This is a genomic window from Pseudarthrobacter sp. alpha12b, assembly GCF_054130495.1.
The window spans coordinates 2821706-2834887 of sequence record NZ_CP196746.1; the positions used below are offsets into that span (position 1 = coordinate 2821706).

Sequence of the window (13182 nt, forward strand, 5' to 3'; positions counted from 1 at the left end):
AGCTACCAGCTGGCCGGGGCGTCGCCAAAGTCACGGATGGGGAGCCGCGCGCCGTTCTGCCGGGCCGACTCGTGCGCCACGATCCCGGGCAGGGTGAAGCGCGCGGCCACCCAGGCGTTGACGGGCGGCAGCGTGCGGTTGTTCACCGCGGTGACGAAGTCGTCCACCAGGAAATGATGGCTGCCTTCATGTCCATTGGGGGCGCCGAGGAACTCCTCGGGCAGCCGTTCGGCATCGTGGACCGGGGAGAGTCCTGACACGAAGGCGTCCCGCAGTTCCGGCGCGACATTGGCCAGCGACGGGTCGTCCAGGGACATGCTGGGCCGGGTTTCCATCTGCTCGGAGATGTCGTGGACGTTCTGCTTGTCCTGCCACACGGTGACCTTGGCCAGCTGTTCGAAGCTCGCCTCGGTACCGAAGAAGCGGAACCGCGATTCGCGGATATGGGAGGGGTAGCCCACTCGACGCATTTCGTTGGTACGCATGGCGCCGCCGTCGTTCAGCTCAAAGAGCGCCGTGGCGTTGGAAAAGTCATTGCCGAACATACTGACGTCCTTGTGGAACACGCCGTCGTCCCGCTGGTCCCTGACGCCGACGCAGCTGACGCTGACGGCGTGCGCAGGGATGGCCCCCAGTACTCCCCCGATCGCATGCGTGGGGTAGAGCATGGGCGGGTAGCTGGCAGTCTCCTTCCACCGTTCGCCGCCGCTGTACTGGTAAGCATCGTAGAAGCCAAGGTCCATGTCGTGGACATAGTCGCCCTCGGAGTAGAAGATCCTTCCGAACTTGCCGGCTGCGTGCTGTTCCCGGGCATAGACCGTGGCCGGGTTGTAGTAGCTGGTCTCCCCCATCATGTAGACCAGGCCGGTGTCCCGGACGGCGTCGATGATGCGGGCGATTTCCTCTTCCGAGACGGCCATGGGAACGGCCGAGTAGACATGCTTGCCCGCCCGCAGCGCCTGTTCCACCAGCGGCCCGTGCGTCCAGCGCTGGGTAAAGATCGCAACAGCGTCCACGTCGGAAGCAAGCAGGGCGTCGAAGTCCGCTTCCTGCCCCGCCAGGTTGTACCGGGCCGCGGCTTCGGCGGCCCGCTCGGGGCGCTCGTCCACCACATGGACGGCGTCTATGCCGGGGTGCAGGTTGAAAAGGTGTGCGAACTGGGAGCCGAACTGGCCCGCGCCCACGATGCCGATGGAGAACGTCATTGTCATGCCTTCCGTCAGGGGGGATATCTGAGTCTTGCATCACCATCTACACGAGTCAACATCTAAAGAATGGATAAAAAGTCAACGTTTGAAAGGAAAAATTAACGTCTTGCCACTCGCTCATCTACTCGTGTAGATTGTCTCGCAGCTTGTTACTTCCATCACACTCGAGGAAAGGGTCGACGATGACCACCCTTACCAGGAACGCCAGCCCGGCGGAGCACCAAGTGATCCGGCCGCTGAAGCGCCGGGGACGCAGCGACCTAAAGATCGCCCTGTTCTTCATCGCTCCGGCAATGATCGGATTTATCGTCTTTTACCTGGTGCCGACTCTTCGCGGCATCTACCTCAGCTTCACCGAATACAACATCCTCGGGGATCCAACCTGGATTGGAACCGCCAACTATGAGGCCATCGCAAAGGACCCGCTGTTCTGGAACGCCCTGGCGGTCACCTCGCAGTATGTCCTGATCAACATCGTCCTGCAGACCGCACTGGCGCTGGGGCTGGCCCTGCTCATGCACCGGGTCGCCAAATCAACCCTGATCCGCGGTGCGCTCCTGCTGCCGTACCTGATGGCCAACGTGATCGCCGCCCTCCTCTGGTTCTGGCTGCTTGACTACCAGATCGGCATCGTCAACTACTTCATCGAGGCCATCGGCCTGCCCAAGGTGGCGTTCTTCGGCAGCGAGGAATGGGCCATTCCCACCCAGGCGCTCATCAACACCTGGCGGCACATGGGGTACACGGCACTGTTGCTCTTCGCGGGCCTGCAGGCCATCCCCCACCACGTCTACGAGGTGGCCAACCTCGATGGCGCCTCCCCGTGGCAAACCTTCCGCAAAATCACCATGCCGCTGCTGCGGCCGGTGCTGGTGCTGGTCCTGATCGTCACCGTCATCGGCTCGTTCCAGGTGTTCGACACCGTGGCCGTAACCACCCTGGGGGGCCCCGTCAACGCCAGCCGGGTGCTGCAGTTCTACATCTACCAAAAGGCCTTCACGGAATCCGACTTCGGATACGGCTCCGCCCTGGCGGTCATCCTCTTCGTCATCCTCGCCCTGGTGGCCTTCATCCAGATGAAGTTCCTCAAGGGCAACGAATCAGACCTGGACTAAGGACACTTTCATGACCACCGCTAAAGTCTCCGCACCTGCCCGGCCCGGCGTCCGCCGTCGTCCGTTCAACTGGCGCCGCGCCGGCGCCTGGGTACTCGTGGCCCTCGCCGTCGCCGTATCAGTCCTCCCGTTCTACTGGATCCTGCGGACGGCGCTCTCCACCAACGGATCGTTGGCCAGCAACGCCACCAACCTGCTTCCCGCAGATTTCAACCTCGGCGCGTTCAAACGGGTCTTCGGGTTGCAGTCGCCGGAAGAAGCAGTCGCCGAAGGCGGCTCCGGAGCCCAGATCGATTTCTGGAGCTACCTCCGCAACTCCGTGCTCTTCGCCTCCATCACCACCACCGGAGCCGTGTTCTTCAGTGCCATGGCCGCCTACGCCTTCGCCCGGCTGAGGTGGCGCGGACGGAACCTGGTGTTCAGCCTTTTCCTGGCCACCATGATGGTGCCGCCGATCTTCACGGCGCTGCCAAACTTCCTCCTCATCAAGAACCTGGGCCTGCTCAACACGATGGCAGGCCTGGTGCTCCCCTACATTTTCATGACCCCGTTCGCCATCTTCTTCCTCCGGCAGTTCTTCCTGAACATGTCCCGCGAGGTGGAGGAAGCGGCAATGCTCGACGGCGCCAAGCACCTTCGGATCTTCTTCCAGATCATCCTGCCCAACGCCGCAGCCCCCATCGCCACACTTGCCCTGCTCACCTTCATCGGCCAGTGGAACGAGTACTTCTGGCCGCTGCTGGTGGGCCAGGACGAATCGGTCCGTGTCCTCACGGTGGGCCTGGGAGTCTTCAAGTCCCAGTCGCCACAAGGCGCACCGGACTGGTCCGGGCTGATGGCGGCCACCCTGGTCTCCGCTTTGCCCGTCCTGATCCTGTTCGCCGTCTTCGGCAAGAAGATCGTCAACTCCATCGGCTTCTCCGGCATCAAATAACACCCGTCCCACCCAACTCCCCCGCACCATCTCCGGCACCGGGCCATGGCGGCCTGCCCGGAAACACTGTGAAAGGAATTCCCATGAAAAAGAAGGCACTCACCTCCCTCGCTGCAGCGGCAGCAGCAGTCCTGGCGCTCTCCGCCTGTGGCGGCGGCGGGTCCGCCGACGCCGGCAAGGGCGAAATAAACTACTGGCTCTGGGACGCCAACCAGCTTCCCGCGTACAAGCAGTGCGCCGACGACTTCCACAAGGCCAACCCGGACATCACCGTCAAGGTCACCCAGCGCGGCTGGGATGACTACTGGGGCACCCTTACCAACGGCTTCGTCGCCGGCACCGCCCCGGACGTGTTCACCGACCACCTGGGCAAGTACCCGGAATTCATCAAGAACAAGCAACTGCTTGCGCTCGATGATGCCGTCAAGAAGGACAACATCGACACCAGCGCCTACAACTCCGGCCTCGCCGACCTTTGGGTGGGACAGGACGGCAAGCGCTACGGCCTCCCCAAGGACTGGGACACTATCGCCCTGTTCTACAACACCAAGCTTGCAGCCGACGCGGGCGTCACCCCTGAACAGATGGCCAACCTGACCTGGAACCCCCAGGACGGCGGCACGTACGAAAAGACCATCGCCCACCTGACCGTGGACAAGAACGGCAAGCGCGGCGACGAGCCCGGCTTCGACAAGACCAACGTGGCGGTCTACGGCCTCGGCCTCAACGGGTCCGGCTCCGGCCAGGGCCAGACCGAATGGAGCTACCTCACCGGCACCACCGGCTGGACCCACACGGACAAGAACCCGTGGGGCAAGCAGTACAACTACGACGACCCCAAGTTCCAGGAAAGCATCAATTGGTTTGCCGGTCTGGTGGACAAGGGCTACATGCCCAAGCTCGAAACCACGGTGGGCGCCAGCATGGCTGACACCTTTGCCGCCGGCAAGTCCGTCATCAACGCCAACGGCTCCTGGATGATCGGCCAGTACACCGGCTACAAGGACATCAAGGTCGGCATCGCCCCCACCCCCACGGGTGCCAACGGCAAGCGCGCCAGCATGTACAACGGCCTGGCGGACTCCATCTACGCCGGCACCAAGAAGAAGGACGCCGCCATCAAGTGGGTGGAGTACCTGGGCTCCGCCGCCTGCCAGGACGTGGTTGCGTCCAAGGCCGTGGTGTTCCCGGCCATCAAGGCCTCTGCCGACAAAGCCGTGGAGGCCTTCAAGGCCAAGGGCGTGGATGTGACCCCGTTCAGCCAGCAGGTCAAGGACGGCACTACGTTCCTCTACCCCATTGCGGACAACGCCGCCAAGGTTGACGGCATCATGAAGCCGGCCATGGACGCTGTGGTATCCGGCAAGGCCAAGGCCAGCTCCCTGACCCAGGCCAACGATCAGGTCAACGCCCTGTTCAAGTAACCCCCTCCAACGTGGCTGCGTATGTGGTCGCAGCCACCCGGCCCGGTGCCGCCGTCCCCCTCCTCGCGACGGCGGCACCGGCCACCCCTTCCCCGATTTTGCTCCTGTGCGTAACTTGGGACGCATCGCTAAACACTGAAAGAGACCTCCTATGGACCCCCTGTACCTCCGCTCCGCCGGCACCAGCCTGCTGATCAGCTTCGACAGCGGGGAGGCCGAGGTCATCCACTGGGGTGCTGACCTGGGGGCCGGGCTGCCCGACCTGGCATTCCTTGCCGGCCCGGTGGGGCCTTCCTCCGTCGATGCACGCGTCCCCGCCGGCCTGCTCCCCCAAGCCTCCTCCTCGTGGCGGGGCCGGCCAGCCCTGCGCGGGCACCGTATCACCGGTGAAGGCAGCGGCTTCGACTTCTCCACCCGGCTTCGCGTCACGACCGTCAACGCTGAGGGCCGCACCGCCACGATCGGCCAGGCCGACGCCGACGCCGGCATCAGCGTCTCGACGTCCCTCACGCTCCACGACGGCGGCCTGCTGGAACTGCGCCACACCGTCACCAATGACGGCCCCACCCCGTTCCAGGTGGACGAACTGGCCACTGTCCTCCCGGTGGCCCCTGACGCCGTCGAACTCCTTGACCTGACCGGCCGATGGTGCCGGGAGCGCCACCCGCAGCGGCACCCCATCCAGCAGGGCACCTGGGTCCGGACCGGACGCCATGGCCGTACCGGGCACGACTCCTCGCTGATCTTCGCGGCCGGAACCGCCGGTTTCGGCAACCGCCATGGCAAGGTCTGGGCCACCCATCTGGCGTGGAGCGGCAACCACGAACAGTTCGCTGACACCATCGGTGACGGCCGGACCATGATTGGCGGTTCAGAGCTGCTGGGACCCGCGGAAGTCATCCTGGAACAGGGGGCCAGCTACACCACGCCGGCTTTGTTCGCGGCCTACTCCAGCCACGGCCTGGACGGCATCACTGAGGCCTTCTACAGCTGGTTCCGTTCGCGCCCGCACCACGTCCTGCCTGCCGCCTCCACGGGCAGGCCGGCCGGAAAGCCGCGCCCGGTGGTGCTGAACACCTGGGAGGCCGTGTACTTCGACCACAACCTGGACACCCTGACCGAGCTGGCAGATTCTGCCGGGGACCTCGGCGTGGAGCGCTTCGTGCTCGACGACGGCTGGTTCCGGGGCCGCCGCGACGACCACGCCGGCCTGGGCGACTGGTACGTCGACGAGACGGTATGGCCGGAGGGCCTGACCCCACTGATCGACGCCGTGACCTCCCGCGGCATGGAGTTCGGGCTTTGGGTGGAACCGGAAATGGTCAACATTGACTCGGACGTGGCCCGCGCGCACCCCGAGTGGATTGTGAGCCCCTCCGCTGTTGCGCACAAGGACGGCGGCCGGCTGCCCCTTGAGTGGCGCAACCAGCATGTCCTCGACCTGGTGAACCCGGAGGCGTGGCAGTACATCTTCGACCGGATCTCCGCGCTCCTGTCCGGGAACAACATCAGCTACCTCAAATGGGACCAGAACCGTGACCTCGTGGAACACGGCCACGCCGGCCGCCCCTCCGTGCACGCGCAGACCCTGGCCGCCTACCGGCTGTTCGACGAGCTCAGGAAGGCCCACCCCGGCGTCGAGATTGAGAGCTGCTCCTCCGGCGGCGGCCGGGTGGACCTGGGCATCCTGGAGCGGACTGACCGCGTGTGGGCTTCTGACTGCAACGACGCCCTGGAACGGCAGACCATCCAGCGCTGGACCGGCGTGGTGGTCCCGCCGGAGTTGGTGGGCAGCCATATCGGCCCCACCACCTCCCACACCACGGCACGCACCCACGATCTGTCCTTCCGCGCCATCACCGCCCTGTTCGGCCACTTCGGAATGGAGTGGGATGTCCGGAGCGTCCAGGGCAAGGAACGCGACGAGCTGCGGCGCTTCGTGTCCCTGTACAAGGAACACCGGGACCTGATCCACAGTGGCCGCCGCGTCATCGCCGACCTCGCCGACGACGCCTTCCAGCTGCACGGCGTGGTGGCTCCCACGTCCGTTGAAGGCACGACGGCGGGCCTGTTCGCCGTCGTGAGCATGCGCACCGCTGCAGCCGAGGCCCCGGGCCGGATGGGTATTCCCGGGTTGGACGCGGACCGCAGCTACCGGGTAGAGGCCCTCTTCCCGGCACCCGGCGACGCCGACTACGGCCACACCTTCACGCAGGTCCAGCCCCCGGCGTGGCTTGCCGACGGCGCGGTGGCGAACGGCAGGTTCCTCGCGGAGGTGGGGCTGCCCATGCCGATGCTTAACCCGGAGCACGCACTGCTGCTGAAGGTCACGGCCCTCTAGACAACCATCGACTGCTGAGTACTTGTCGCTTTCGGGCCTCAAAACGACACCTACGGAGCAGTCGATGGGGTGGGCAGACGTAAGAATGCGCGGCGGGCAGGCCCAACCGATAGATTTGCAGGCATGACTGAAGTCTCCTCCACCGCCGAAACCGGCCGCGGCACCATCCTTGTGATCAATGGCCCCAACCTGAACCTGCTGGGCACGCGGGAGCCGGAGAAGTACGGCACTTCAACCCTTGCCGATGTGGAGCAGCTGGCTGCCGCCGCCGGGAAGAACCACGGATTCGCCGTGGAGTGCGTCCAGTCCAACCACGAAGGCGTCCTGCTGGACACCATCCACGCCGCCCGGCAGAACGCGGTGGGAATTGTCCTTAACGCCGGCGCTTTCACGCACACGTCCGTGGCACTTCGTGACGCCCTGGCCGCTGTGCAACTGCCCGCCGTCGAGGTTCACATCACCAACGTGCACCAGCGGGAGGAGTTCCGGCACCACTCCTACCTGTCGCCGGTCTGCTCGGCGGTGATCGTGGGCGCCGGGGTGTTCGGCTACAAGCTCGCCATCGACTACCTGGCAGAGGTCCTTTAACCGGAAGGTGCTACTTCTTGATGCATTGCCCGGACGATATGGGCGATGACAGGGTGGGCGCCTGCTCTGCGACGGGGTCCAGGTCATTCATGGTGATGGCGAACCCGACCTCGGCGTCCGAGGTTGCCTTGGCGAAGATTACTCCGGCCACCTGGCCGTCGGTAGTAAGCAGCGGGCCGCCGGAATTGCCCGGCTGGACGTCCCCGGCCAGGCGGTAGATGTCCTCCGGCGCGGGGTTGTTGCCGTAGATGTCCGGGACCAGGACGGTGGCAATGTCCTGGACGGTTGCAGGCTTGGACTGGAAGGGCCCGCCGTGCGGGTACCCGGCGAACGCAGCCTGGCTGCCGCCGGGCAGGTCCCGGCTCAGTTGCAGCGGCTGGGACGGCAGGTTGTCCACGGCCAGGACAGCCAGGTCGCGCCGAGTGTCGAAGTAGACCACACGTCCCGGCATCGCGCCGCCGTCGGGCATCTCGACCACCGGCTGTGACACGCCAGCAACCACGTGCGCGTTGGTCACCACGCGGTCTTCCGACACTACAAAGCCGCTGCCGGTCTGGTTCTGGCCGCATTCATAGGCCGTGCCCGCGATCCTCAGCACGGACTGGGCAGCCCTGTTGAGCGCCGGCGTATTGGTGCTTGTGTTGGGGACCTGGACGGCCTGGCCCTGGTCCAACCCTTCCAGCAGCGTGGGGATGCCATTGCCGATCACTGTGGACCGCAGCTCCGCCATGGTGGCCTTGACGGGGGTAGGAGTCAGCCCGTCGATGAAACGGATTACCTTGGATTCGGCCAGCTGCTGGGACACGACGGGCACGCCGAGGGAGCTGACGCTGAATGCCAGCATGGACATCACCAGCGCGGAGACCACAAGGTTCAGTGCCCCGCCCACCAGCCGGTCCACCGCCCGCAGCGGCCGGATCCGCACCACGCCGCGGAGCTGGCGCCCCACCATGGTGCCCAGGCCGTGCCCCAGTGCCATCAGGACGACGGCGGCAGCGATGATCGCAGTGAGCCTCCATCCGGAATCCTCGACGAAGGTGCTGACCAGCGGGACGGCGAAGAAGGCTGCGATGGCGCCGGCAGCGAAACCGGCGAGGCCGCCGACAGTGACCAGGAACCCATTGCGGAGGCCGTAGACGAGATATGACAGCAGCGCCAGGATCAGGACAATGTCCAGGACAGTCAGGCCGACCACAAAGGCTCCTTATTTACAGTTGAACCCCCATTCTAGTGGCGGACGCTGACAATCTTCTGTCGGGTCCGGCGCCCCTCGGCGGACCCGTACCCGGCTGCCCGCAGGCGTTTCGGCTGCCAAGTTCGTCACAGAACCTTGAAAATTCTGAAACAATGGCACAAGCGCCACAGCCGATACTTTTACGTAGGAGATTTCATGGACATCGAGGTACTGCGCCGAGCACCCCTTTTCGCCACGCTCGACGACGACGCATTCCGTCTGCTGACGGACGAGCTCACCGAGGTGGACCTTTCCCGCGGCGCATCGGTGTTCCGCGAGGGCGACCAGGGTGACCAGCTTTACTTCATCGTCTCCGGCAAGGTGAAGCTTGGCCGCACCTCCCCTGACGGCCGCGAATCCCTCCTTGCCATCCTCGGCCCGGGCGAGCTCTTCGGCGAGATGGCCCTGTTTGATCCCAGCCCCCGCACCGCCACCGCCACCGCGGTGTCCGAAACCCGGCTGGCCGGGCTCAAGAACGAGAGCCTGAACACCCTGCTCCGCACCCGCCCGGAGGTCTCGGCCCAGCTGCTGCAGGCCCTGGCCCGCCGCCTGCGCCGCACCAACGACTCCCTGTCCGACCTCGTCTTCTCCGACGTCCCCGGCCGTGTTGCCAAGGCGCTGCTGGACCTTGCGGACCGCTTCGGCCGGCCCGCAACCGACGGCGTCCTGGTGGCGCACGAGCTCACGCAGGAAGAACTGGCCCAGCTGGTTGGCGCCTCCCGCGAAACCGTCAACAAGGCCCTGGCCGAATTTGTCCAGCGCGGCTGGCTCCGCCTCGAGGCCCGCGCCGTGGTCATCCTGGACATGCAGCGGCTCCGCCAGCGCTCCCGCTAGGACCCAATAAAAAGGCCGCCCCGAGGGGCGGCCTTTTTATTTGCCTGAAGGCAGATCAGTTCTTCACCACATCCAGTTCGACGACGGCCCAAGACAGGGCAGGAAGGCTAAGGCGCAATTCGGAGCCGTCCGCCTTGGCCCCCTCCAGCGGTTTCAGGCCCACGCGGTCCGGCTTCTCCTGGTTGTTGATGGTGAACCGGTCACCACCATCCGGGATTTCCAGTACTTCCGCCCTAAGCACCCGCTGTGCATCGAAGCCACGCAGGCTGACCTCCACGTCGGCCGCCTCTTCCAGGCCGCGGTTGGCAAGGAACAGGGCCACGCGGCCCGTTTCCTCGTTCCAGGTGGCGCTGACATCCACCAGGTCCGTGTCGCCAAACCGGGTGTTGGCGTACTTGTCCGAGTCGACGGACAACCGCAGGATCTGGCCCTTCGCCAGTTCCGCCATCCTTGAGAACGGGTGGAAGATGGTCTGCCGCCAGGCCGGCCCGTTCTCCTCGCTGAAGATGGGGGCAATGACGTTGACCAGCTGCGCCTGGTTGGCGATCTTGACCCGGTCACCATGGCGGAGCAGCGAGTTGAGCAGGGTTCCTACGACGATGGCGTCCGTCACGTTGTATTTGTCCTCGATGACCCTGGGGTGCTCACGCCAGCCGGCCTTGGCGACGTTGTGCGGCTGGTCTTCGGTGTCACGGCCACGCTGGTACCAGACGTTCCATTCGTCGAAGGACAGGTTGATGTGCTTCTTGTGCTTGCCCTTGGCCCGGACTGCGTCGGCAGTGGCGATGACCGACTCGATGAAGTAGTCCGTGTCCACGGCACTGGCCAGGAAGCTGCCAACGTCGCCGTCGCGTTCCTGGTAGTAGGCGTGCAGCGAGACGTAGTCCACCTGGTCGTATGCCTGGGTCAGGACGGTCTGCTCCCAGGCTCCGAACGTGGGCATTCCGGAGTTGGAGCTACCGCAGGCCACCAGTTCGATGTCCGGATCCACGAACCGCATTGCCTTGGCCGCTTCCTGGGCCAGCCGGCCATACTCCTCCGCGGTCTTGTGGCCGATCTGCCAGGGACCGTCCATCTCGTTGCCAAGGCACCACAGCTTGATGTTGAAGGGGTCTTTGTGGCCGTTCTTGGCACGCAGGTCCGAAAGGCGGGTGCCGCCGGGATGGTTGGCATATTCCACGATGGCCCGGGCTGCGTCCACTCCCCTGGTACCCAGGTTGATGGCTTCCATGATTTCGGTGCCCGCCTGCCGGGACCAGTCCACGAACTCGTGGAGGCCAAAAGCGTTGGTTTCCACGGTGTGCCAGGCTCCGTCAAGCCGGCGTGGCCTGTCTTCTCGCGGCCCGATCCCGTCTTCCCAGTCGTAGCCGGAGACGAAGTTGCCGCCGGGATAACGGACCACGGTGGCGCCGAGCTCCTTGACGAGCTTGAGGACGTCCTGGCGGAAGCCGTTGTCATCGGCCTCCGGGTGGCCTGGTTCATAGATGCCGGTGTAGACGCAGCGGCCCATGTGCTCCACGAAGGAGCCAAAAAGTCGCCGGGGCACTTCGCCGATGGTGAAGTCGCGGTCGAGGGTGATTCTGGCGCGGGACATAGGGACTATCTCCTTGGTTGTGCAACAGGTACGTGATGGAAAGCGGAGGCGGGCGTCAGGTGCCGGCGAGTCCCGTCGTCGCAACGCCCTTGATGATCTGGCGCTGGAAGAACAGGAAGACCAGGATCAGGGGCAGGGCCGCGAGCAACGCTGACGCCATGTTCTGGGCGTATTGGATGCCATAGGCGCTCTTGATGGTCTGCAGTCCCACGGGAAGGGTCAGGAGCGAGGCGTCGTTGGTGGCGATGAATGGCCACAGGAAGTTGTTCCAGGCGCCGATGAACACGAAGATGGCGACGGCGGCAAGGATGGGGCGGGACAACGGCAGGATGATTTGGGTGAAGATCCTCATCCGGCTGGCACCGTCCACCACTGCGGCTTCTTCAAGTTCGCGGGGAATCTGGTCGAAGAACTTCTTGAGCACGAACACCATGGCCGGGTGGATGACCTGGGGCAGGATGATCGCCCATGAGGTATCGATCATGTGCAGGGCGAGCATCTGGTAGAAGAGCGGAATGATCAGGACCGGCGGCGGGACGATGATGGAGGCGATGATCACCGTCATCAGCACCTTCTTGCCTTTGAAGTCGATCCGGGACAGGGCATAGGCCACGAGCGCCGAGATCACCAGCGTGATGGCCGTGATCGCAGCGGAGGTGTAGAGCGAGTTCCAGGTCCAGAGCGGAATGTTGCCGTCCTGGAAAACCTTGACGAACGCGTCGGCGGTAAAGCCCGACGGCGGCACCCAGCTGACTTTGGGAGCGGCGGCATCGGTCTCGGTCTTGAAAGCGGTGGCGGTTGCCCAGGCGAAGGGGATCAGCCAAAGGACTGCGATGACCGCGGCGACCACGAGGGCGGCGATCTTGCCGGCGGTCATCTTCTTGCGGGGTTGGCGGATTGCCTGGCCGGTGCCTGTGTTTGGCCTGGGACGGTTGAGGGTCTGGGTTGCCATGGTTATGCACTCCTGCGGCGGGTGATGACGAACTGCATGACCGAGACGAGCACGATCAGTCCGAAGAAGATGTAGGAGATGGCTGCGGAATAGCCCAGCCGGTAGCCGGTGAACCCGGTTTCAAAGATGTACTGGACCACTGGACGGGTTGATCCTCCGGGGCCGCCGGCAGTCATCTGGTACACCTGGTCGAAGATCTTGAGCGAGGCCAGGACTTGGAGGAGCACGATCATGACGGTGGTGGGGGCCAACTGCGGCAGGGTGATGGAGAAGAACTGCCGCCAGGCTCCGGCGCCGTCCAGGGATGCGGCCTCATAGTGCTGGGCGGGGATGTTCTGCATGGCCGCCAGGTACAGGAGGAAGTTGAAGCCCACCGTCCACCACAGTGTGGCGATGACAATTGCCCACATCGCCACGCCGGGGTCGTTCAGCCACGCGACTTTCGGCAGCCCGATCTTGGCCAGGGAATCGTTGATGAGGCCCAGCTGCGGGTTGTACATCCAGGTGAAGAACAGTGAAACCACCGTGGACGCCAGCAGGTAGGGGGCAAAGTAGGAGAGCCGCCACAACCACTGCGCCGGCAACCCGATGTTGAGCAGTGCCGCCATCGCCAGGGCGACCAGCACCAGCGGCACCGTGCTGATGACCGTGAAGTAGAGGGTGTTGCCGAGTGAGCGCCACATGTCGGCGTCGACGAAGGCTTCGGCGTAGTTCGCGAAGCCGATCACGCTGTCATTGGCTCCGGTGAGGGACTTGCCGGTGAGGCTCATGTAGATGCCATAGAGAACGGGCCACACAAGGAACACGAGGAAGAAGACCAGGAACGGCGTGGCAAACCCCCAACCGCTGAGGTTGCTCCTGGTGAGGCTCCCGGGTCTGCGCCCGGCGGTTGGTGAAGAACTCTGGCTCCCGGGACTCCGCCGGGCTGTTAGTGAAGAACTCATGAAGGACTCCTTTG

11 protein-coding genes are annotated in these 13182 nt (G+C 64.6%); 6 read left to right on the forward strand and 5 right to left on the reverse strand.

Translation table 11 applies throughout. The features are described from left to right. Positions 1 to 2: 2 nt before the first annotated feature. Positions 3 to 1205 (reverse strand): Gfo/Idh/MocA family protein, encoded by a 1203-nt coding sequence (locus tag ACTAQI_RS13005; RefSeq protein ID WP_457946396.1) that lies wholly within the window; start codon positions 1203 to 1205, stop codon positions 3 to 5. 185 nt (positions 1206 to 1390) lie between these two features. Here ACTAQI_RS13005 and ACTAQI_RS13010 point away from each other — a divergent pair, with 185 nt between their 5' ends. From ACTAQI_RS13010 to aroQ, 5 genes are all read left to right on the forward strand, one after another. Next, positions 1391 to 2323, forward strand: coding sequence for a carbohydrate ABC transporter permease (locus tag ACTAQI_RS13010; RefSeq protein WP_457946398.1), 933 nt, complete (start codon positions 1391 to 1393; stop codon positions 2321 to 2323). A gap of 10 nt (positions 2324 to 2333) precedes the next feature. Beyond that, positions 2334 to 3257, forward strand: a complete 924-nt coding sequence (locus tag ACTAQI_RS13015) for a carbohydrate ABC transporter permease (RefSeq protein WP_457946399.1) — start codon at positions 2334 to 2336, stop codon at positions 3255 to 3257. A gap of 83 nt (positions 3258 to 3340) precedes the next feature. Continuing rightward, a complete protein-coding gene (locus ACTAQI_RS13020) occupies positions 3341 to 4681 on the forward strand; it encodes an ABC transporter substrate-binding protein (RefSeq protein ID WP_457946400.1) in 1341 nt (446 codons plus the stop codon). Between the two features lie 151 nt (positions 4682 to 4832). Continuing rightward, positions 4833 to 7022 carry an alpha-galactosidase gene (locus tag ACTAQI_RS13025; RefSeq protein WP_457946401.1) on the forward strand — a complete coding sequence of 730 codons (2190 nt, stop codon included), beginning with the start codon at positions 4833 to 4835 and terminating at the stop codon, positions 7020 to 7022. 123 nt (positions 7023 to 7145) lie between these two features. Then, positions 7146 to 7610: a type II 3-dehydroquinate dehydratase gene (gene aroQ / locus ACTAQI_RS13030; protein WP_457946402.1), complete on the forward strand. Its 465-nt coding sequence runs from the start codon at positions 7146 to 7148 to the stop codon at positions 7608 to 7610. Between the two features lie 10 nt (positions 7611 to 7620). On the opposite strand, the gene ACTAQI_RS13035 is transcribed toward aroQ, so the two are convergent. Then, positions 7621 to 8805, reverse strand: coding sequence for a MarP family serine protease (locus ACTAQI_RS13035; RefSeq protein ID WP_457946403.1), 1185 nt, complete (start codon positions 8803 to 8805; stop codon positions 7621 to 7623). 195 nt (positions 8806 to 9000) lie between these two features. Between ACTAQI_RS13035 and ACTAQI_RS13040 the strand changes: the two genes are divergently transcribed. Continuing rightward, on the forward strand, positions 9001 to 9678 hold the full coding sequence (locus ACTAQI_RS13040; protein WP_013602309.1) for a Crp/Fnr family transcriptional regulator: 678 nt from the start codon (positions 9001 to 9003) through the stop codon (positions 9676 to 9678). 55 nt (positions 9679 to 9733) lie between these two features. On the opposite strand, the gene arfA is transcribed toward ACTAQI_RS13040, so the two are convergent. The 3 genes from arfA to ACTAQI_RS13055 are packed head-to-tail and all read right to left on the reverse strand — an operon-like array spanning position 9734 to position 13168. Beyond that, positions 9734 to 11272 carry an arabinosylfuranosidase ArfA gene (gene arfA / locus ACTAQI_RS13045; protein ID WP_457946405.1) on the reverse strand — a complete coding sequence of 513 codons (1539 nt, stop codon included), beginning with the start codon at positions 11270 to 11272 and terminating at the stop codon, positions 9734 to 9736. A gap of 55 nt (positions 11273 to 11327) precedes the next feature. Continuing rightward, complete coding sequence (locus tag ACTAQI_RS13050; protein WP_457946407.1) at positions 11328 to 12224, reverse strand: carbohydrate ABC transporter permease; 897 nt, start codon at positions 12222 to 12224, stop codon at positions 11328 to 11330. 2 nt (positions 12225 to 12226) lie between these two features. Beyond that, the gene (locus ACTAQI_RS13055; RefSeq protein ID WP_457946408.1) at positions 12227 to 13168 is read right to left on the reverse strand and encodes a carbohydrate ABC transporter permease; all 942 of its coding nucleotides are present in this window, start codon (positions 13166 to 13168) and stop codon (positions 12227 to 12229) included. Positions 13169 to 13182: the final 14 nt, after the last annotated feature.